This window comes from Streptomyces sp. VNUA24 (assembly GCF_029167005.1).
Classification (GTDB): Bacteria; Actinomycetota; Actinomycetes; order Streptomycetales; family Streptomycetaceae; genus Streptomyces; species Streptomyces scabiei.
The window spans coordinates 400,472-421,266 of the sequence record NZ_CP119143.1; the positions used below are offsets into that span (position 1 = coordinate 400,472).

The 20,795-nt window shown below is 70.2% G+C and carries 17 protein-coding genes and 1 pseudogene; 8 read left to right on the forward strand and 10 right to left on the reverse strand.

The window, feature by feature from the left end; all coding sequences use genetic code 11:
* Nucleotides 1–74 precede the first annotated feature (74 nt).
* Nucleotides 75–1,190, reverse strand: coding sequence for a hypothetical protein (locus PYR72_RS01640; RefSeq protein ID WP_275453469.1), 1,116 nt, complete (start codon nucleotides 1,188–1,190; stop codon nucleotides 75–77).
* A gap of 779 nt (nucleotides 1,191–1,969) precedes the next feature.
* Nucleotides 1,970–2,296, reverse strand: coding sequence for a plasmid stabilization protein (locus PYR72_RS01645; RefSeq protein ID WP_275453470.1), 327 nt, complete (start codon nucleotides 2,294–2,296; stop codon nucleotides 1,970–1,972).
* 388 nt (nucleotides 2,297–2,684) lie between these two features.
* On the opposite strand from PYR72_RS01645, the gene PYR72_RS01650 reads away from it, so the two are divergent.
* A complete protein-coding gene (locus tag PYR72_RS01650) occupies nucleotides 2,685–4,157 on the forward strand; it encodes an ornithine decarboxylase (protein ID WP_275453471.1) in 1,473 nt (490 codons plus the stop codon).
* A 66-nt stretch (nucleotides 4,158–4,223) separates the two neighbouring features.
* Here the strand turns inward: PYR72_RS01650 and PYR72_RS01655 are convergent, their stop codons facing one another.
* Complete coding sequence (locus PYR72_RS01655; protein ID WP_275453472.1) at nucleotides 4,224–5,006, reverse strand: sulfite exporter TauE/SafE family protein; 783 nt, start codon at nucleotides 5,004–5,006, stop codon at nucleotides 4,224–4,226.
* A 100-nt stretch (nucleotides 5,007–5,106) separates the two neighbouring features.
* Complete coding sequence (locus PYR72_RS01660; protein ID WP_275453473.1) at nucleotides 5,107–5,661, reverse strand: hypothetical protein; 555 nt, start codon at nucleotides 5,659–5,661, stop codon at nucleotides 5,107–5,109.
* Between the two features lie 390 nt (nucleotides 5,662–6,051).
* Here PYR72_RS01660 and PYR72_RS01665 point away from each other — a divergent pair, with 390 nt between their 5' ends.
* Complete coding sequence (locus tag PYR72_RS01665; RefSeq protein WP_275453474.1) at nucleotides 6,052–7,170, forward strand: SGNH/GDSL hydrolase family protein; 1,119 nt, start codon at nucleotides 6,052–6,054, stop codon at nucleotides 7,168–7,170.
* 222 nt (nucleotides 7,171–7,392) lie between these two features.
* On the opposite strand, the gene PYR72_RS01670 is transcribed toward PYR72_RS01665, so the two are convergent.
* Complete coding sequence (locus tag PYR72_RS01670; protein ID WP_275453475.1) at nucleotides 7,393–8,085, reverse strand: alpha/beta hydrolase; 693 nt, start codon at nucleotides 8,083–8,085, stop codon at nucleotides 7,393–7,395.
* 515 nt (nucleotides 8,086–8,600) lie between these two features.
* On the opposite strand from PYR72_RS01670, the gene PYR72_RS01675 reads away from it, so the two are divergent.
* On the forward strand, nucleotides 8,601–9,380 hold the full coding sequence (locus PYR72_RS01675; protein WP_275453476.1) for an MBL fold metallo-hydrolase: 780 nt from the start codon (nucleotides 8,601–8,603) through the stop codon (nucleotides 9,378–9,380).
* Nucleotides 9,381–9,474: 94 nt separating this feature from the next.
* On the opposite strand, the gene PYR72_RS01680 is transcribed toward PYR72_RS01675, so the two are convergent.
* Nucleotides 9,475–9,621 (reverse strand): hypothetical protein, encoded by a 147-nt coding sequence (locus PYR72_RS01680; RefSeq protein ID WP_275453477.1) that lies wholly within the window; start codon nucleotides 9,619–9,621, stop codon nucleotides 9,475–9,477.
* A 188-nt stretch (nucleotides 9,622–9,809) separates the two neighbouring features.
* Between PYR72_RS01680 and PYR72_RS01685 the strand changes: the two genes are divergently transcribed.
* Entirely contained in the window at nucleotides 9,810–11,048 is a 1,239-nt protein-coding gene (locus PYR72_RS01685; protein WP_275453478.1) for a multidrug effflux MFS transporter, read from the forward strand.
* Nucleotides 11,049–11,109: 61 nt separating this feature from the next.
* On the opposite strand, the gene rph is transcribed toward PYR72_RS01685, so the two are convergent.
* Nucleotides 11,110–13,788 carry a rifamycin-inactivating phosphotransferase gene (gene rph / locus PYR72_RS01690; protein WP_275453479.1) on the reverse strand — a complete coding sequence of 893 codons (2,679 nt, stop codon included), beginning with the start codon at nucleotides 13,786–13,788 and terminating at the stop codon, nucleotides 11,110–11,112.
* 780 nt (nucleotides 13,789–14,568) lie between these two features.
* On the opposite strand from rph, the gene PYR72_RS01695 reads away from it, so the two are divergent.
* Nucleotides 14,569–16,608, forward strand: coding sequence for a serine/threonine-protein kinase (locus PYR72_RS01695; RefSeq protein ID WP_275453480.1), 2,040 nt, complete (start codon nucleotides 14,569–14,571; stop codon nucleotides 16,606–16,608).
* 331 nt (nucleotides 16,609–16,939) lie between these two features.
* Nucleotides 16,940–17,125: a hypothetical protein gene (locus tag PYR72_RS01700; protein ID WP_012998255.1), complete on the forward strand. Its 186-nt coding sequence runs from the start codon at nucleotides 16,940–16,942 to the stop codon at nucleotides 17,123–17,125.
* A 125-nt stretch (nucleotides 17,126–17,250) separates the two neighbouring features.
* Here PYR72_RS01700 and PYR72_RS01705 read toward each other — a convergent pair whose 3' ends face one another.
* On the reverse strand, nucleotides 17,251–18,528 hold the full coding sequence (locus PYR72_RS01705) for an ArgE/DapE family deacylase (RefSeq protein WP_275453481.1): 1,278 nt from the start codon (nucleotides 18,526–18,528) through the stop codon (nucleotides 17,251–17,253).
* A 172-nt stretch (nucleotides 18,529–18,700) separates the two neighbouring features.
* Here PYR72_RS01705 and PYR72_RS01710 point away from each other — a divergent pair, with 172 nt between their 5' ends.
* The gene (locus PYR72_RS01710) at nucleotides 18,701–19,138 is read left to right on the forward strand and encodes an Lrp/AsnC family transcriptional regulator (protein ID WP_275453482.1); all 438 of its coding nucleotides are present in this window, start codon (nucleotides 18,701–18,703) and stop codon (nucleotides 19,136–19,138) included.
* A gap of 23 nt (nucleotides 19,139–19,161) precedes the next feature.
* On the opposite strand, the gene PYR72_RS01715 is transcribed toward PYR72_RS01710, so the two are convergent.
* The gene (locus PYR72_RS01715) at nucleotides 19,162–19,755 is read right to left on the reverse strand and encodes a dihydrofolate reductase family protein (RefSeq protein WP_275453483.1); all 594 of its coding nucleotides are present in this window, start codon (nucleotides 19,753–19,755) and stop codon (nucleotides 19,162–19,164) included.
* Between the two features lie 75 nt (nucleotides 19,756–19,830).
* On the opposite strand from PYR72_RS01715, the gene PYR72_RS01720 reads away from it, so the two are divergent.
* Nucleotides 19,831–20,409, forward strand: a complete 579-nt coding sequence (locus PYR72_RS01720; protein ID WP_275453484.1) for a TetR/AcrR family transcriptional regulator — start codon at nucleotides 19,831–19,833, stop codon at nucleotides 20,407–20,409.
* 184 nt (nucleotides 20,410–20,593) lie between these two features.
* Here the strand turns inward: PYR72_RS01720 and PYR72_RS01725 are convergent.
* Nucleotides 20,594–20,719, reverse strand: a pseudogene (locus tag PYR72_RS01725) (AraC family transcriptional regulator); the annotation flags it as partial.
* Nucleotides 20,720–20,795: the final 76 nt, after the last annotated feature.

The following is a 20,795-nucleotide window of genomic DNA, read 5'->3' on the forward strand; positions in this document are numbered from 1 at the left end:
CTTCCCCTCCTCCCTCCCTCACCGCCGCCCGCGACGGCCAGGCGAGCCACGAGACGCGGCCGATGCCGCGTCCGTCAGTGCGCCGGGGTGCGCCGCACCACCTTGCCCCGCGCGTCCGCCTCCAGCGAGGCCGTCCCTTCGGCGCCCGTCACACCGACCCTGATGGTGAGGGAACCCGTGAGGCGCTCGACGGTGAGCTGCCAGGTCTGCGGGGAACCGGCACCCAGCCCGGTCCTCGCCTCCTCGACCAAGGAGGGGAAGCGGTCGTAGGGCAGGGAGTCGAGGTCGAACGTCGGGGTCTGCGCGCCGGTGGGCGCGTACACCACCGACAGCAGCCGATCCTGTACGACGACGGTGAGCGCCGTGCGCGTGTCCGTGCCCTTGGCGAGCGAGTCGACGGCCCGGCGCAGTGTCCCCTTGTCGAGGAACGACTGGTCCGGGCCGAGCGTGACCGTGCCGGACGCCGAAGACACCACCGTGGTCGACGAGGAGGAGGAAGAGGAAGAGGTGGACGAAGACACCGACGGCCCTGCGGCGGGGGGCGCTTGCGTGGAGGCGCTCCGGTCGAACAAGTCGGCACGGAACAGCAGGACCACACCGGCCGCGGCGAGCAGCACGGCGAGCAGCGTGACGAAGCCGACGGCAGCGCTCTCGGGGGTTTCGCTCACGAGGGCCGGGCCGGGCGCCGAGTCGACGCGGGCCCCGGCCGCCCGCTCCTCCCACTCCGGCGTCGGCCGCTTCACGATCCTCACCCTCCACGGCCGGTCCGGCGGGTACTGGACCACCACGACGCCGCCCGGCCTGTAGTCGGCCAGGTCGACGAGGTTGATGTTCTGCGTGAACGCGACGCGGTACGCCGGTACGTCGTCCGGCGCGACCGTCAGATCGAAGCGCACCGCCACGTCGCTCGTCGCCTCGCCCCCGACCGCCTCCAGGCTCTCGACCGACGCGAGAGCGGTGCGGGGAGCGACCGTCGCCTCCCGGGCACGCCGCGGCGCGCCGACGAGGAAGAAGAGCAGACCGTAGACCGCGGGCAGGACCAGCCCTGCGACGAAGAGCGGCACGTTCTCGATGATGGTGCCCACGACGAGAGCGGCCAGCGACGCCCCGATCACACCGCCCGTGAGGAGTCCCAGGGCGACGGTGACGGGGGTGTTGCGCGTGGACGGCGCCATCGTGGTGATCGTCATACGGATGATTGTGCCGGGGTCGGGTGACGGCCGGAAGATCTTCAGGAGGCTCGAAAATCAGGCGCACCAGTGGCCCGGCGTCCACGACAAGCTCCTGGCGTTGGAGATCCTGATCACCGCCTCGCCCACGTGGCTGGGGTGGCCGTCACCGCTCGCACCAGGGCCGACAACGTCCATGGGGTGGCGCGCGTTCTGTCCGAGTTCTCCCTGAGGGCTCCCGGATGCCCGGTGCGGGCGCGGCCGAGTCGAGGTCCGCGTCCCTCGGCTGTGGTGCCGGGTGCCCGAGGTCTGTTGCCTGCGGAACGCCCTGCCCAACAGCCAACAGCCAACAGCCAACAGCCAACAGCCAACAGCCAGAGCCTGCGTGTGCGCCTCGGGGGAGACGGCGGCGTTCGCGCCAAGCGGCGTCGTCACCTGGTGACCGCCGACCGGCCTTACCTCCCCACCCCGGCCGCACACGCATCCACAGTCGCGGTCGCGTCAGGGCGCTTTCGATTCGGTCCCAGGTTCACGGCTCTGTCGATGCCGTTCAGGGCTCTGTCGATGCCGTTCATGGCTCGGCCGACGCGAGGGGCGGACTGCCGCACCCGAGCCGCTGGCCTTCCCAACCGGGTGCCTGAGGTCGGCTGGGCGTGTGCTCCGGTTCAGTTCGATGGTCGATCGGCGGTGTCGGTGACCCCGCGCCGCGGTGGCACCGAGCCAAGGGGCGCCCGGTCACCGGCCGGCCACGGGGCCGGCCGGTGACCGGTGGGGGAACTCGGGCGTCGTTGCACCTCGCGTCAGCGACCCAGCGCGTTCTCCAGCTCCTTCTTGGTCATCGAGGAGCGGCCGTTGATGTTGCGCTTCTTGGCCTCTTCGTACAGCTGGTCCTTGGTAGGCCCCTGCGATCCGCTGTGCGAGCGCTGGCCGCCGCGTTCGTAGGACGACTTCCGGTCACGCGTCGATACCTTGCTGGAGGTTTTCGACTCTCCTGACCTGGCCCGTTCCTTGTTGACCGTGCGTGCCGCGATCTCCTTGGCGCGCTCGGACGATTCACCACGGTCCTCGGCGCTCTTCTTGATATGTTCATACTGACGTTCGCGCTTGGCATTGGATCCGGCAGGCATGCGCCTCTCCTCTCCTGTGTCGGACGGCCACCGAGTCACGGGTGCCGGAGCCGCTGATCCGGCGGTGTCCTCCCGCCCTCGCCACCGCCCTTGCTCCCTTGTCGGTCCTCTGGGCGTGACCGCTCCTGGTCCGAGCGTGACCGGCCATGATCTCGGCGTTGTGCAGTGCCGCTGCTCCGGCTGCCGCGGTCGGGACATCTACGACACCTCGCTCGGGCCGCTCGCGCGACGGCTTCGGATGGGCGGGTTCCCCGGCCGATCCGTCCGAAGCACATGGTGTACGGCTGAATATCGTCCCTGCCGTGCCGTGCCGTCCGCGGCCGAAGGTCAGGGGGGTGGTCCGCGCCCCCGTCGGCATGCGGCGCGGCCAGGCGGGAACCCCGTCGGCATGGGTATGAACCATGCTGAGGCCCCGGTTCTTGAGGCGCTTGCCCGGTACCGGGACGCGGGCGAGTCCGGATTCACGCCCCCGGGACACAAACAGGCACGCGGCGCGGATCCACGTGCTCGCGCGGTCCTGGGTGACGCCGTCTTCTACGGGGATGTCCTGGCCAGTGGGGGCCTGGACGACCGGCTCGCCCGCGGCAAGGTGCTGGAACGCGCCGAGAAACTGATGGCCGATGCGGTGCACGCGGAGCACACCTTCTTCTCGACCTGCGGCAGTTCCCTGTCCGTGAAGGCCGCGATGCTGGCGGTGACCTGCCCGGGGCATCGGCTGCTCGTCGGACGTGACGCGCACAAGTCGGTCGTGGCGGGCCTCATTCTCTCCGGTGTCGATCCCGTGTGGGTGGAACCCCAGTGGGACCCCGTCCGCCACATCGCGCACCCGCCCTCCACCGCCGCCTACGACAAGGCGTTCACGGAACATCCGGACGCCGACGGAGCCCTGGTCACCAGTCCCACGCCGTACGGTGCCGCAGCAGAACTCCAGGGCATCGCCGACGTCTGCCATCGGCACGGCAAGCCCCTCATCGTGGACGAGGCGTGGGGCGCCCATCTGCCCTTCCACGACGACCTGCCGGCCTGGGCCATGGACGCGGGCGGCGACATCTGCGTCACCAGCATCCACAAGATGGGCAGCGGCCTGGAACAGGGCTCGGTGTTCCATCTCCAGGGCGATCTCATCGATCCCGCCGAACTGGCCTCGCGCGCCGACCTTCTCGGCACGACCAGCCCGAGTGTCCTGATCTATGCGGGCATCGACGCGTGGCGACGCCAGATGATGCAGCACGGTCATGAACTCATCGGCCGGGCACGGAAACTGGCGGCAGAGACCCGCACGGCCGTCGAGTCGATCGACGGCCTTCACGTCAACGACGCCCGTGACTTCTGCGGCCCGGGTCTCGCCGCCGACTTCGACCCGCTCCCGCTGGTCATGGACATCAGCGGCCTCGGGACCACCGGCTACCGGGCGGCCGACTGGCTACGGGAGCACCACCACCTCGACACCCATCTCTTCGACCACCGTCGTATCAGCGCGCAACTCACCCACGCCGACGACGAACAGACCACGGCGCGCCTTCTCACAGCCCTGCGGGATCTGGCCGACCACGCCGACGACCTCCACGGCGCCCCGCAGGTACGTGTCCCGCCCCCGGCCGATCTACGGATGGAGCAGGCACGCCTCCCCCGCGACGCCTACTTCGCTCCGCACGCCGAGATCCCCGCGTCCGAGGCCGTCGGCAGGGTCGCGGCCGAGATGATCACGCCTTATCCGCCGGGCATTCCCGTCGTCCTGCCCAGCGAACTCCTCACCGAACCGGTGCTGGAGTACTTGGTCAGCGGGGTGAACGCGGGGATGTTCCTCCCCGACCCAGCCGACCGGCGACTGAAGACCGTACGGGTGGTCGCGGATTCCTGAAACGGCTGGCCGGTACCGATGCGCTGCTCGTGGTCCCGGCCGTCGGGGTCTGCTGAACGGCCGCATTCAGGTCAGGAGTTGGACGGCATAGAGGGTGCCGATGGCGACGGCCAGGGCTCCCAGCAGGAGGCGGAGCGCGGTTTCGGGCAGGTGGGGCTGCAGGTGGGCGCCCAGGTAGCCGCCGATCAGGCCGCCTGTCCCACAGGACAGGCCCAGCAGCCAGTCGGGGGCGACGTCACCCGTGGTGGTCAGCGAGAGCAGAGCGTAGGTGGCCGCACCGACCACGGAGGTGACGAAGGTCGAGGCCAGTGCCGCGGGTGCGACAGTGGCGACGGGCATTCCGCGGCCGACCAGAATCGGGCCGAGGAGAGAGCCGCCTCCGATGCCGTAGATTCCGCCGGCGACTCCGACGACGAGGGCCAGGGTGGCGGTGGCGCGGCGCGTGGGCTGTCCGATGTCCCGCCGTGCGGCCGGGCGCAGCGTGCGGCACCACAGCCACAGCCCCAGGGGGAGCAGCAGGGCGGCGATGAAGAGGCGGAAGACGCGCGGCCCTGGCACGGCGAAGACGCGGATCACCGCCCCGATGACCACACCGGGCACCGTGCCCGCGATCAGCAGCCGGGTCAGTGGCCCGCCCAGGCGCCCGGTCCTGCCGTACCGGAGCAGGGCCCCCGGCCCGGCCACGACGTTGAACAGCAGGTTCGTCGGAGTCACGGCGGGACTCGGCACCCCCAGGACACTGACCTGTACGGGCAGGAGGAATACGGCACCGGAGACGCCCACGGGGGCGGTGGCCACCGATATGAGAAGCCCGGCAGCGAATCCCAGCAGCCCGGTGGACCAGGTCACGACCACTCCCCCCTCGCGAGATCAACGCCCCAGTATCCGCACCGGGGACGTCCGTCCGTCGGCCCAGCCGTTTCTCGCCTGCATGGCACCCCCACGGCAGCTAATGGATCAAGGCGTTCACCATGATGATCAGCAAGCCGATCACCATATCGAGGCCGCCCGCCCGACACGAGGACGGCCATCCCCGCCCAGCCCTGCGGGCGGCCCAGGCACCCAGGCCGAACAAGGCCACGGTGTTGAACAGCAGGGCCGCGTCCACCGCGGTGGCCTCTGCCCACCACCCGGCCACCGCGGCGAGCAGCATCCCCACCGTGGGCAGCACGGCGGCGACCAGGGGCCACTCCGCGAGGACCGACCGCAGTCTGCTGGTGACGGCTACCCCTTCGACGGACGCACGCTGGGCGATGACGTGCGCGTACCCATGGGCGGCACCGGACGCCACTGCCGTGATCAGCACCCACAGCGCGTCCGAACCGGGATCGGCCTCCTCCCCTGCCGCGTCCAGCGCGGCCACCATGGCACTGGCCAGCACCAGCCCGTAGATGCCGCTGAGCAGCCACTGCTCCGACGGCTGTCGCCACAGCGTCCTGCTCGGCGCGGCATGCTCGGGGCGGACACGAGCGGCCTGGTCGGCACGGTCGGCGTGGTCGGGCATCGCATCCCCTTGGCACGGGAAGATGACTGGTTTTGCCCATGCTCATCCACGTGACGCGAGGCAGCACTCCACCACGCGAGCACTCCTGGTCGTTGTGCCCGAAAGGAGGCCCGTACGCAGGAGAGAAAGACTGCCGCACCGCTTCAGAGGCGCAGTCCCGGCTCGTCCATGACCGGCTACTGCTCCGCCGACCCCTGCCGACACGGTCAGTCGCCTGCAGCACGCCGGCTCGCCGCCGAGGGGCGGCCACCCGGCGCACTCACCCTCGGCCGGGAACCTCAGCACACTACGCACGGGTGGTTTACCTGGCACATCCGTCCGGCGATCACATGGCCTCACCTAACTTCGGAGCGTAGTCGAATGACTGCTTTGAGTGATGGGAGACCGTGAATGCGTTCGACGTCTAGGGGCAGGCTGGCAGCCCTCGTCTCGACGACTCTGCCGACCCGTCCTGGCGGAGCCGTACGGCCCACCGCCTCCCGCCTGCGAGCGAGAGCGCTGGCCGTGGGGCTCACGCTGGCCGTGTCCGCGCTCGTGCCCACGGGCGCGGCCGGTGCGGCCGAGCAGTACGAGTGGGCCGCGCTGGGTGACTCGTACACCGCCGGCGTGTTCGTCGGAGACCCGCAGCCCCCGCTCGGCGACGCGTCGCGGGACGGCTGTGACCGCACCAGCGACGCCTACCCGGGAGTGGTCGAGCGGGAGCTCGACGAGTTCCCGCCGGGCAAGTACGTCCACCTGACCAACGTCAGCTGCGGCAATGCCACCATCGCCGACATCGCCGAGAACAGGCAGTCGCCGATCAGCCCGGTCCAGCCTCCCACCGGAGGCTGGCCCGCGGTGGACACGCAGATCCAGCGAGCGAAGCTGAACGACACGACCGACGTCGTCACCATCGGAGTCGGCGGCAACAGCCTGCCCTTCGGCGGCATGCTCCTCAAGTGCCTCGAACTGGGCGCGACGCCCGGCGAGTCCTGCCGCGAGTACTACACCAGTCCCCCCGAGGGGGAGGAGAGCATCCAGGACAAGCTCGCCAGGGTCCAGGACGAGTACATCCAGATGCTGGCGAAGGTGCACGAGGCCGCGCCCAACGCCAAAGTGATCACCGTCGGCTATCCGGCCGTCCTGCCGGAGGAAGGCACCGCCTGCAACCGTCTCTCCCTCACCGAGCTGGCCGCGATCAAGCACGCCGATGTCGACTGGCTCCGTGACACCGTCCTCAAGCCGCTGAACAGCTCGATCGAGCGGGTCACTTCGTTCTTCGGCGACCGCTACGTCGACGTCTACTCGTCGAGCGTGGGCCACGACGCCTGCCAGCCCGCGGGTGACAAGTGGGTCGAGGGAATCTGCGGCGACGCTGCGGACTACTGGCCCGCCAAGCTGGCCGGCACCCTCCTGACCTGCGCCCCCATCAACAAGCGTGTCACCCTCGTCCACCCCAACGCCGAAGGCCACGCCAACGCCGCCGCCCACGTCGAACGAGCCATCCGCATCGCCCTCCTCGATCACTGACCGACGGGCAGGAACCGACGCCACGGTGATCGGCCACGGCAACGCCTACAAGATCCGGACCGGGATCCCCTGGCGTGCCCTCCCGGGACGCTAGCAACGCGGAAGGCCGTCCCTCTCCCCGCTTCCATCGGTACGGTCTCGACGGCATCTCAGCCCGGGCCTGCAGCCATGCAGGCCCGGGCTGACGCGGCATGGGACCGATCCTGCGTGCGTCGGTTCTGTTCACCGTTCGACGCGTGCGACCGCTTCCGCGAGAAGCTCGGCCACCTGGTCGGCGTGCGAGAGGTGCGGGGAGTGTCCCGAGGGGAGGCGCAGGCGGTGGGCGGCGCGCGCGGCCCACTGTTCCTGCACGGGCGGCGGGAGGGACGGGTCCTCGGTGGCCACGACGTACGCCAAGGGAACGGCCGTCGGCGCGGCACCCAGCTTCTCGGTGAAGGCGCGCATGCCCTGCCACTGGAGCCGCTTGACGGCTTCGGCCGTCAGGACCGGGTCGACCCCGCTGAAGATGGACTGCTCCGCGTCCCCGGCCCTGACGGCGAGACCATCGGGAGAAGTGCTCCAGGTGGGCGGAAAGTCACCGCCCATCCAGTCCATCATCGAGACCCCGGGCTCCAGCGCGAAGGCGGCGATGTAGACGAGTTCGGCGACCCGGTCCTCCATCGCGGCGGCCCAGGTGGCGGGCACTCCGCCGTAGGAGTGCGCGGCGAGCACGACGGGCCCGTCGGCGGCCGCGATCTCGGCACGGACCACGGCCACGTCCTCGGTCAGCCCTTGGGCTGCGGCACTGTCGGCGTTGCTGCTGGGCAGTTGCACGGCACGGGAGGCGATACCGCGGGCGGCAAGCCGCTCACGCAGCGGGTCGAAGATCCACGGCGTGTGCATCGCGCCGTGGACGAGTACGACGGTCGGATTCATTTGATGCGTCCTCAGGTACGGGTGATGGTGCGAGGGGGGCGTTCAGCCCTCCCGGCTGTTGCCGAGCCGCGGCAAACCAAGACGGCGGCCGACCCCCGAACCGGGGTTGCCCAGCACGCCTGTCCGGAACGATCTCCAGCCTTTCCCACGCCCTCGTGGCCCACAAGGTGGAAGGGGGACACGGCATGGTGAAACGAGGACGGAGGCGTGCCCTTCCCGATACACGAGTTCAGGCGGCCGTCCCGCCGCCGACGACGGCGCCCGTACCGGGTGGCGAGACCGATGACTCGAAGCCCGGGGCCCCCGCATCTCTGGCGAGTGGACGGCGAGCCGAAGGAGGGCGCCATCCACGGAGCCATCGTCGTCAGCAAGGCCCACGGGAAGCACCGCGATCTCCAGATGTCCTCGAATTACCATGCCGCGTCTTCGGCGGATCTCGCCCGCCTGCGGTTTCGCAACGAAAGTAGAGGACGTCAAGGCGACGCGAAGCCGCCTCCACCTCAAGGAGCATCCCTATGCACGGCACGGTCACGGTCCTCGACAAGGGCCCGGTGCGCCTCCACAGCTACATGTCGCCGGCGGACACCTTCCACACCACCACCCAGTTGATCGAGACCCCGGCCCGGATCCTCGCGATCGACGCCCAACTGCTCCCCGTCTACGCCGACGAGGCCGTCGCCTACGCCAGAGGCCTCGGCAAGCCGATCGACCGGCTCATCGTCACCCACGCCCACCCGGACCACTACAACGGCGCCGCCCGCTTCGGCGTCCCCGTACACGCCCTGCCCCAGGTGCGCCGGCAGATCATCGCCCGCGGCGACAGCACACTGCCCACCGGACAGGTCATCCCCCTCGGAGACTTCACCCCGTCCGTGGACATCGTCCCGGGCACCGAGGTCGTCGACGGCGTCCCCTTCGTCTTCGAGGCCGTCTCCGGCGGTGAGGCCGCCGACGAACTCCTCGTCAAACTGCCCGACCAGGGCGTCCTGATCGCCCAGGACCTCGTCTACCACGACGTCCACCTCTACCTCGGCAACAACGACATCACCGGCTGGCAGCAGGCCGTCGACGCGCTGGCCGCCGAGTCCGGCTACGACACGATCCTCGCGGGCCACGGCCTGCCCACCGGCCCGGAGGTCTACGCAGACGTCCGCCGCTACCTCAGCGACGCCCGTGAACTGCTCGGCGACGACGGCGACGCCTACAAGAAGGCGATCGTCGACAAGTACCCGGCCCACGTCGGCCCGTTCATCATCGACATCGCCAACCGGTCGCTCTTCCCGGTCGGCGACTGAACGCCGCCGAGGTGCACCGCACGCACGCGCCGCGCGGACCAAGGACATTTCGCGCGGCCCGTCCGGCCCTCAGCTCATGACCCCCGCTTGTTGATCAACCGCCCGTCGGCAAGTCGCCGACCACAGCTGGGCCCAGCACGATCAAAATCGTCGCCCCCCTGAGCCGGGCGAGCACAGCGCCGCCGGCCACCTCGGCGACCACCACGACCGCCAAGACCGTCGCCGCGGCGGCCGAGAGCACGTCATGGACTCCGTCCACGCCGGCCGCGAGGCCCCGGCCCGGTCGCGAACGGCAGCAGCGGCCGTACCCCACAGCTTGGAATCGACATCATGTCCCTCCCCGTCCCGAACAGATCCGCCGCATCGGTCGCATCGGCCGCATCGGCCGCCGTGATGCGACCACCATCCGCGGCACCCCGCCCACACCGCGTGCCCCTGGTCCTGATCCTGGGCTCCCTGACCGCGCTCGGCCCGCTCACCATCGACCTGTACCTGCCGGCCCTCCCCCAGGTCAGCGGAGACCTGCACGTCTCCCAGGCGGTCACCCAGCTCACCCTGACCGCTTTCATGATCGGGATCGCCCTGGGTCAGCTGATCCTCGGCCCCCTCAGCGACACCCTCGGCAGACGGCGCCCCTTGCTGCTCGGCCTGAGCGTGTACGTCGTGGCCGGCGCCCTGTGCGCCGTCGCGCCGAACGCGACGGTGCTCATCGGCATGCGTTTGGTCCAGGGGCTGGCGGGCGCCGCCGGCATCGTCATCGCCCGGGCCGTGGTCCGTGACCTGTACGACGGTCTCGGCGCCGCCCGCCTGCTCTCGTCATTGATGCTCGTCTCCGGCACCGCGCCGATCCTCGCCCCCGTGCTCGGAGCCCAACTGCTGCGCCTGACCTCCTGGCGCGGCGTCTTCCTCGCCCTCACCGTGCTGGGCCTGGTCGTCCTGACCGCCACCGCGACCCTGCTGACCGAGACCCTGCCGGCCCACCGACGGCGTGACGGGGGACTCTCCGACACCCTGAGCACCATGCGCGGCCTCGTCGCAGACAGCCACTTCACGGGCTACCTGCTCACCGGCAGCCTCGGCTTCGCCGCCCTGTTCGCCTACATCGCCGGCTCCTCCTTCACGCTCCAGGAGGTCTACGGCGCCTCCCCGCAGACGTACAGCCTGCTGTTCGCCCTCAACTCGATCGGTCTGGTCGTCACCGGACAGCTGAACGGCACAGTGCTGCTCGGCCGCTTTCCCTCGCAGCGCATCCTGGCAACGGGACTTGCCGTGCTCGGCGCCGCGGGCATCGCCTTGGTCCTCCTGATCACCATCACCCACGCGGGCCTGCCCTGGATCGCCCTCGCGCTCTTCCTCACCGCCTGCCCGGTCGGCATGATCCTGCCGACCACCACGGCCCTGTCCCTCCAGCGCGCCCCGCACGCGGCGGGCAGCGCGTCGGCGCTGCTGGGCACCACCCAGTTCCTCATGGGATCCGTCGCCCCGACCCTCACCGGCCTCGGCGGCCAAGGCACCGCCCTGCCCATGGCCCTGTCGGTACTCACCCTCGCACTGACCGCGACGCTCACCTTCCTGATCATCTGCCGCCCATGGCGCCCCACTCCGGATCCGCTGGCCCGGTCCGGCCGGGTCGGCAGCGAGGCGGTGGGGACCGACGATGTGCTCTGAGGGTGCATGATGCCGCCTTGCATCACCCGAGCTGTCGATCACCGCGGAGGCGTCTGGTCGGTCAGGGCAGGATCTCGACGTATCCGTCGGTCGCGTGGACGCGGATGCGCTGTCCGTTCCGGATCAGCCGGGTGGCCTGTTCCACGCCCACGACGGCCGGCAGTCCGTACTCCCGGGCGATCACCGCGCCGTGGGTCATCAGCCCACCCACCTCCGTCACCAGGCCCGCGATCCCGACGAACAGGGGCGACCAGCTGGGGTCGGTGTAGGTGGTGATCAGGATGTCGCCCGTCTCGAGATCGGCCTCCGCCATGTCGAGGACCACGCGGGCCCTTCCCTCGACGACCCCGGCCGAGACCGGGAGGCCGGCCAGGGCGCCGGGCGGTACGTCGTCGCGTCGGTACGCGCCGGTGAGGGCCTCGCCGTCCGAGGTGAGGACGCGAGGCGGTGTCAGCGCGTGGTACGACCGGAACGCGTCCTTGCGCTGCCGGATGAGCTCGTCGTCCACCTGGTGCGAGCGCGAGACCTGGTGGAACTCCTGGAACGTGAGGGAGAAGACGTCCTCCTCCGCGGCGAGCACACCGGCCCGGACGAGACGTGCGGCCTCCCTCATCAGGGCCTGCTTGTAGAGGAAGTAGCGGCTGATGATGCCGTACTTGGGGTATTCGCGGTAGCCGATGAAGGCGCGGACCTGGTCGATCATCCGCTGCGTCTCGTCGGCCCTGCGGTCACCGTCCGGCAGTGCCCGCAGACGTGACACCACCTCGGCCGCCTTCTCCAGCGCTTTCCGCCGGCCCTCCTCGAAGCGCCGCTCGGCGGCACCGGGCTCCATGTTCCTCACGTGATCGAGGATCACGGGCACGAGCGTGGTGGGGCGTTCGCGCCAGCGCGGTCGCGTGATGTCGATCTCGCCGACGCAGCGCATGCCGTACCGGTCGAGGTACGCCTCGATGGCGTCGCGCGCCTCGGCCCCGCCCGGCAGTCGGCCCAGCTCGTCGAGGAAGTCCTCGTCCCGGACGCCCTGGAGGAACGCCACCACTTCCGGATGCGGGCGGATCACGTCCGCGACGTCGAGCAGCGCCAGGCCCATCTCCGACGTGATGTTGTCGGGGGCGGACAGCGTGAGCGTGTCAGCCGCGTTCTTCTCGCCCAGCCACTCCTGCAACCGGTCGTTGAGCCACCAGGTGCCCTCCATCGCCACCATGATCGCCCGGATGTTCAGCGGGTCGCTCAGGACGCGTTTGTGCTCCTCGAATGCCTCTGCCAGGAAGTCGAACAGCTCCGGTCCGCTCTTCGTGCGGATGTCACGCTCCAGTGCGGCGACGGACGCCCGGCTGCGGCCGATCAGTTCGGCGACGACGGACGGGTCGGTCTCGGTCGGGTCGAACTCGCCGCCGACGGGCGGTCGGCCCGGTGCCGTGTCCGGGAGCGATGCCACGAAGTCGTCGCGTTCGAGGACGGTCTCCAGCGCGTCCCTGGTGAGCGGATCGCCCCGCCCGATGACGTCCAGGAGACCGGCACGGCTCGCGGGCGAGGCCAGCCGCGGGGTGACGTCGACGAACAGCCGTCCCCCTGCCTCGTGCATCGGGACCATGGCCGTCAGCCGCCACATGGACAGCCCCAGGGGCTTCATGGGGTCCGTCATCATCTGTCCATGACCCACGGAGACATAGACGTGGTTGTCCTGCTCGCCCGTCTCCCGGTCGCCCGTCTCCCGGTCGCCTGTCTCCCGGTCGCCTGTCTCTCGGACACCTGTCTCCCGGTCGTCGGTCCCTCGGACGGGAACCGGGAACAGCGTCGTGATCGGCCTGCTCTGGACGATCCTGAAGTCGCCGTCGACCAGGCACCATTCGATGTCCTGCGGGCGTCCGAAGTGCGCCTCGATCCGCCGTCCGATTCCGACGAGCCGCACCGCCTGCGTATCCGTGAGCGCCGGCTGCTCCTGCCGCTGCGGGTCGACGGCCACCTCATGCGTACCGCCGCCCGGCAGCGCGTGCAGGGCCAGGGGTTTGGCGGCGATCGTCCTCGCCACGACCTCGCCGTCGCGCACCTCGGAGACGTCCGGGTTCACCAGGCCGGAGACCAGTGCCTCGCCGAGGCCGAAACCCGCGTCCACCGTGGCCACCTTGCGGTTGCCGGTGACGGGGTCGGCCGTGAACAGGATGCCGGACGCCTCGGGGAAGACCATCTGCTGCACGACCACGGCCATGTGCACCCGGCGGTGGTCGATGCCGTTGCGCCGGCGGTACACCACGGCACGCTCGGTGAACAGCGAGGCCCAGCACCTGCTGATGTGCCGGAGAACCTCCGTCGGCCCCACGACGTTCAGATACGTGTCCTGTTGGCCGGCGAAGGACGCCGTCGGAAGGTCCTCCGCCGTCGCGCTGGAGCGAACGGCGCAGGCGGTCCCCTCGCCCAGCTCGGCGAGCGCGGCGGCGATCGCACGCGCCAACTCGTCCGGAACGACGATCCCTTCGATGACCCGGCGGATCTCCGCGCTCACCGTGCGGGTCACCTCCGTGTCCTCCGCGTCCAGACGTGACAGCTGATCGAGGAGATCGTCCACCGACGGCACCTGCGCCAGGACCTGGCGGAAGGCGTCCGTCGTCACACAGAATCCGGCCGGTACGCGGACACCCTCGATCCGTGACAGCCCGCCGAGGTTCGCTCCCTTGCCGCCGACGGCCTCGATCTGCTTCTCGTCGACCTCGTGAAGATTCCACACGTACGGCCCGTTCATCGGCGTGCCTCCTCGGCAGTCGTGTCCCGTCGTCCCACCGCACCGTGCGATCCCTTCGCCCGCGCGCACGGTCTCGACGGCCGCTCGGGTCCCACCGTCGGTCCGACGTCATCGCGTCCCCGGTACGTCGCCCACACACGCACGTCAGTGCCCTCATTTCCGCAGCTTGTGGCTTCGGCCGACGATTTTGCGGCATCACGGGGGCCTTGCCGCAAGGCCCCCGGTGCGCTATACGTTGAGAAGGGTAAGGAGGCTGCTCCTTGCCCTTCGTCGTTTCCGGTGGCGATGTGCGGGGCGAGAGATCGCGCGACGTCGTCCCGGAGCCACGGGGCCCGGATCGCCGCGCGTGCGAGGGGAACTCGTGCGCCTCACCTTTTTTCGGGCCTGCGGGAAATCGGTTCCCGATTGCCAGATCCCTGCAACGGGCGCGTGTATTGGTGCCGTTCACACCATGACGAGCTACGGGATCAGCGATGATGATGCGATGAATGCCGACATCTTGGGCGACTGGCCGATCCTGGACGAGAGCCTGAAGCGGCAGCGACAGCGACAGCGGCAGCGGCAGCGGGCGCGCACGGGCCGGCCGGTGTGTGCTGCGACCGGAGGCTCGCAAAGCCGTTCCTGTGCGCACTCGACACATCGTCCACCCGCGGGACGTCGGTCTTCCGACGGATGCCGCACCCTGTCGGTCTGCCACCTCCTGTCGGCCTGCCACCTCCTGTCGGTCCGTCACCTCCGGTCGGCCTGTTCCGAACCGTCCCTCAGTACAAGGAAATACGTGTGAGCGCTATCGGCTCCGGTGGAAGAGTCCAACCGGCCCGTCCCGGCGATCCCTCCCGCATCGGCCCCTACCGCGTCATCGGCCGTCTCGGCTCCGGCGGCATGGGCACCGTGCACGCCGGAGTCACCTCCGACGGAACGCGTGTGGCGGTCAAGGTGATCCATCCCGAGCAGGCGCAGGAGCCGGAGTTCAGGGCTCGTTTCGCACGTGAGGTGGCGCTGTCGGCCCGTGTCACCGGCCCCTATGTGATCCCCTTGCTCGCAGCCGACACCGATGCGGCGACCCCGTGGCTGGCCACCGCCTACGTCGCCGGCCCGACCCTGGACCAGCATGTGCGCGAACGCGGACCGCTGTCGGAAGGGAGCTTGTACGCGCTCGCGGCGGCCACCGCACAGGCACTGTCCGCCATCCACGCCGTCGGGGTGGTGCACCGCGATGTGAAGCCTCAGAACGTCATCCTCACGCCCACCGGACCGCGCGTTCTGGACTTCGGGATCGCGCACGCGTCCGACACCACGAATGTCACCCGTACCGGAGTCATGACCGGCACACCGGGCTGGATCAGCCCCGAGCAGTACCGGCAGGGCACCGCGGGCCCGGCGGGGGACGTGTTCGCGTGGGGAGCGCTCGTGGCCTACGCGGCGACCGGAAGGCTGCCCTTCGGCGCCGGCCCACCCGACGTGGTCGCCTTCCGCGTGATGTCGGGGGAACCTGACCTGGACGGCGTCACCGCGTCCTTGCGCCGGATTCTGGAGAAGGCGCTGTCGAAGGAGCCGGAGGACCGTCCCACGGCCGCCGAAGTGGCCCAGTCGTGCGCGGCGTTGCTGGCTTCCCAGGCAACCCAGGTCGTGGGCGTACACGCGCTGCCGACCCAGGCCGGGGACGTGGTCGCCCAGGTCTGGGATGTGCCGGCCGGAGAGGACCCGGCATGGCAGGCGGCGGCGCCGGGTCGATCGGCGCGGCGGCGGGTGGGCGCCGTGGTCGTGGCGGCGGCGGTGCTCGGCGGTCTGGTCGGCGGAGTGACGGCCCTGGTGCCCGACACCACCGGGGACGGGAAGTCCGGGGCATCGGCTTCGCCTTCGGCGTCCGCCGGGGCCGGGTCGCAGGCCGTGAAATCCGATGAGGCGGATACCGCGGCGGAGCGGGGCAAGGCCGTGAGCGACGGCGCGGCGAGTGCGGTGAGCTGGGCGGAAGCTCGTACGGCTCAGGGGCAGGGCGAACACGACGTGGCGCGCTCCGTCCTGCACGACCAGAGTGTCCTGTCAGGGGAGTTGAGCGAGGTCCGGCTCTCGCCGGGGAGCGTGACGTTCCATGAGGCACGCCGGGAGGTCTACTTCTCGTACAGCCTGGAAACGGACGCGCACGGAACGTTGATCGCGGAGACGGAGATCGCCAGGGCGATGTGTCTGTCGTTGCGCGATGCGGTTCTCCACGTCCATCCGGATCTGCCGTATCGCACGTACGTCACGGTGCGCGAGGAGGCGGGCCGCGATGCGCAGGTGACGTGGCAGGAGGACTTCGTCGCCGACGAACGGTGTCGGTCGGCCGCGGAGGACGGCACAGCGCGGAGCGACGGCGCCGACGCGGAGGCAGAGGCGGAGTCGGGGGCGGAGTCGGGGGCGGAGTCGGAATGGGCACCGGACGAGAGCGGTCTCGGGGAGGCGATGATCCCGAGTACCGACGGCGACGAGATCCGGGTTGCGGACCGCGCCGCCAAGAAGGTCATCGAGCGCAGCAACGAGATGCGACCGGCGCTCGGCACCGGTCAGGTCCTCGGCCACGAGGAGATCAAAGTGGGCTTCGATCCCGCGCATTCGGCCATGTACGTGTGGTCGGACTACCTGAGGTGGAATCAGAGGCAGGTCGAGACCTGGGCCGACATGGCCGCGGGTGAGGCGTGCCGTGCCCTGGTGAAGCAGCGGCAGAACGCGGGTTCCGGCTGGCCGTACAGGCGCTACGCCGTGGCGGAGATCGGCGGTTCGGGCTATCTCATGATCCGTTGGGGCACGGCGACCTCGCTCGCCTCCTGTCCCGCTTGACCGGGGAATCGGCCGGGGAACGGGACGGGGCCCACGCACCGCGAGGGCGGCGTGATCGGCCTCGTGGACGAGCCTCCTGGTGGGCTCTCCGAACGCCGAGTTCCGCACCGGCCCCTGCCGGAGAGCCTACGTATGCGATTACGTAGTTCTACTGGCGTCTGGGGAAGGCCGCGTTGGGAGACTCGCCTCATGGCTTCCCGCAGGGGGCGTGCTGTCACGGCGGGGAGCCTGCCTCTTCCCTACCCGACGACTGTCGCCGGCGGTTCGACGGGCACGGGGAGCGCATCCTGTCCTGGCCGTTGAGCACAGCTGAACTGGGGAGAGTCCACCGTTGGTTTCCAAGACCCGTGTCCTTCTGGGCATGCTCGTGCTCCTGGCGCTGGCCGTCGGCGCCATCGCGCTGCTCGCGGCCGCGAAGGCAGATGCCACCTGGTTCACGATCGTGCCGCTCGGCATTCTGTTCATCGGCGCGTCCGTCATCCAGTCGCTCGGATGGTTCAACAAGAAGAGCCGGTGAACGACCGGTCCGCCCGCTCGCGCATCGCCTTCGCGGTCGGCCCCTTCCGTGTGTGCTGCCCGTGTCCCTGCCGATGAGCCGAGCAGCGGTAGCGGCCCCGGGGAGGGGATGAGGGTGGCTCGCGGCTACTGCTTCGTACCGACCGAGCGCAGGGTGGCGAGCACCAGTGCCCGGGTGACGGTGACGATTTCGCTCACGCGGACCTGTTCCTGGGGACCGTGGGCGACGCGTACGTCGCCGGGGCCGTACTGCAGCGTGGGAATGCCCGCGCCGGAGTAGAGCCGCAGGTCACTGCCGTAAGGGGCGCCTCGCTCCGAAGGTCGTGGGCCGCTGGTGACGTCGGCGTGCGCGTCGCCGACCAGGGTCGCGAGCGGATGTCCGGCCGGCAGCCGTCCGCTGGCGAACTGTCCGCCGGGCCACGTCACCGTGGCGGGGTGGGTGCGCAGCCAGGGGTCGGCTGCGCAGGCTTCGGCCACGCACGCCTCCAGTTCGGTGCGTGCCCGGTCCGGGTCCTCGCCCAGCCGGACGCCCAGTCTTCCTTCGGCCACCAGCAGGTCGGGCACGCTGCTGGCCCAGTCGCCGGAATGGACGGTGCCGACGGACAGCGGGTAGGGGACCGGGTACGCGGACATGAGCGGATCGGCGTCGGTGTTGCGGCGGGCTTCCAGGTGGGCGAGTGCGCGGTGGATGGGCAGGTAGGCGTCGATGGCGCTCACTCCCACGTACCGGGTGCTGCCGTGGGTGGCCCGGCCGGGTACCTCGATGCGAAAGGTCAGGGCGCCGGCGTTCGCGGTCATGAGCGCGCCGCTGGTCGGTTCGGTGATGATGCAGGCGTCACCGGTGTGGCCGCGCTGGAGGGTGCCGAACGCTCCGAGTCCTCCGTCCTCCTCGCTGACCACGAAGTGCGCGGCCACCTGGCCGCGCAGCCTTGCGCCCGCCTGTCGTATCGCGGCCAGGGCGGCGAGTATCGCCACCATGCCCGCCTTCATGTCGCACGCTCCTCGCGCGCGCACCACGTCCCCGGTGGTCCGGGGGCGGAACGGGTCGCCGTCCCATTGCGCCAGGTCCCCCGGGGGTACGACGTCGACGTGCCCCTGGAGGATCAGGGTCGGCCCGTCACCCTGGGGCCGCGTGCCGCCCACCAGGCCCCACGCCTCCGTGCGCGGGGCCTCGCTGCCGGGAAAGCGGGGGTGGGCGCGGAGCTCGGGCAGGTTCATGGACCACAGGTCCACGTCGAGGTCCAACCGCTCCAGACGTCGGGCGAGGACGTGCTGGAGTTCGGACTCCGCGGCGCTCCCCGTCACGCTCGGAACAGCGAGCAGTTCCAGCAGCGACCGGCCGATGGCCGCCTCGTCCACCGCGGCCAGTGCCGAGGCTTCCACGTCGCTCAGACTTGCTGTCATCTCCACACCGCTCCCGGCACGTGACATCAGGACATGCCGGAGACTATGTTCGGCGGGCGGTGCAAACAATCGCCATTTACTGTTGCCCTCCATCACTTTCTTGCAATACTCGCGGGCTCACGGCTGATTCTTGCGCCGTCGCACCGCGCATTCTGACGTCTGGAGCGAGGTCATGGACGCCATCGATGGAGCGATCATCCGTTGCGTGCTGCACAACGCACGGGCCACGTACGCCGAGATCGGGAAGGCGGCCGGGCTGTCCGCGCCCGCCGCCAAGCGGCGTCTGGACCGGCTGGAAGCCACCGGCGCGATCCGCGGTTACACCGCCCTCATCGATCCTCAGGCATTGGCCTGGCACACCGAGGCCTTCGTCGAGGTCTACTGCAGCGGCAATCCCACCCCCGCCGAACTGCGCCAGGCACTGGAGCACATCCCCGAGGTCGTCGAAGCCTGCACCGTCTCCGGCGCGGCCGACGCCGTCGTCCACATGCTCGCCCGGGACATCCCTCATCTGGAACAGGCCATCCAACGCGTGCGCGCCACCGCTCCTGTCGAACGGACCGAGAGCGCGATCGTGCTCTCCCGGCTGTTGAACCGGCCTCGCGTGTGACCGACCGGCGAACGCGCCATGGTCTAGCGGCGGGTGAGGCGGGTGAGGGTGACCCCGTTGGGGAAGGCGGTGCGCTCGGCGACGTCGAAGACCGTGGGGTCGAAGGCGCCGTCGACCACCGGGATCCCGCTACCCGCGATGACCGGATACGTCTTGATCAGCAGCTCGTCGATCTCGGGCAGCAGGGTGCCGGCGAGTCGGCCGCCCCCGCAGAGCCAGACGTCCAGGTCGGTGCCGACCTCGCCCTTGAGCGCGCGGACGAGGGCGAGCGGGTCGCTCGGCACGACGGTGACGGCTGGGTCGGTGTCCGGCTTGAGAGTGCTGGACACCACGTACTGGCGCAGGTGCGTGTACGGGCTGGTGATCCCGTTGTCGAGGGCTGGGCGGTAGCTGCCGAGGCCCATGACGACGGTGTCGAAACGCCGGTTGGGCGCGTCGGCGACGCCGACGGCCGCGCGGTAGGCGGTGGGGACGGTCTCCGGGTACAGCGCGTTGGTCCATGTCGCATAGGCGGCGGCCTGCTGCTCGTCGCCCTGCGGAAAGAAGTCGAATTCGCCGCCGGGGCCGGCGATCCGGCCGTCGAGCGAGACACCCACGTAGTACACGAGCTTCCGCAAGATATTTCCTCATCCTCATCCGTAGTACTATGACTGAAGTGATTTGAACGTAGTACTACACCTGGAGTGATGTCAATGGTGAGGCGGAACGACCAGCGGCGCGCGGCCCTCGTCGACGCGGCGATCGAGGTGCTGGCCCGGGAGGGCGCACGCGGCCTGACCTTCCGGGCCGTGGACGCCGAGGCGGCCGTTCCCGCCGGTACGGCGTCCAACTACTTCTCCAGCCGCGACGACCTGTTCACCCAGGCCGGCGCCCGGGTCTACGAGCGACTCCAGCCCGACGAGGCCACGATCGCCCGCCAGCAGGCGGCCGGTCGCGACCGGGAGACCTACGCGGAGCTGATGCGCGAACTCGTCGGCCGCATCGCCTCCTTCCGCACCGGCTACCTGGCGCTGCTGGAGCTGCGCCTCGAAGCCACTCGCCGCCCCGAACTGCGCAAGGTCCTCACGGAGCGAGTCCGGGCCGACGTGGATGCCAACGTCGCCTATCACGAGACGTCCGGTCTGCCCGGCGACACCACGGCGGTCAAGCTGCTGATGCTGACGCTGAACTGGCTGATCGTCGAACAGCTCACCCTCCCGGACGTCTTCACGGAGGCGGAGCGCGAACAACTCATCACGGCCGCGGTCGAGCGCATCGTGACGGCGGAGTAGCCGGTCGGCGCCCGGACCGTCGCCGGCCGGCCATCCGCGGATCGGTTTCGAGCAAGGGCCCTTCGAGGGCCGCTGGTCGACGACGGCGGCTCGATCGTCTTCACGACCGACGTCCTCGTCGGCCACGGCTGCCCCGGCACCGGTTCAGCTCCCCCGTCGGTATGCGCCGGGGGCTAGTCCGTACCAGGTGGCCAAGGGGCGGTTGACCGATCAGCGCGGAGAAGCGGCGCGCGAACGCCGCCCGGGACAGGCCCGCTTCCGCGGCGAGCTTCGCCGCGGTCCAGGCTGCGGCCGGGTCCCGGTGATCTGCGCCGGGTTCTGGAGGCCCCTCCCACGTCGCTGTATGTTCGGTCGCTTCGTCGGCAGGAGGTCTTGCCGAGACTGCG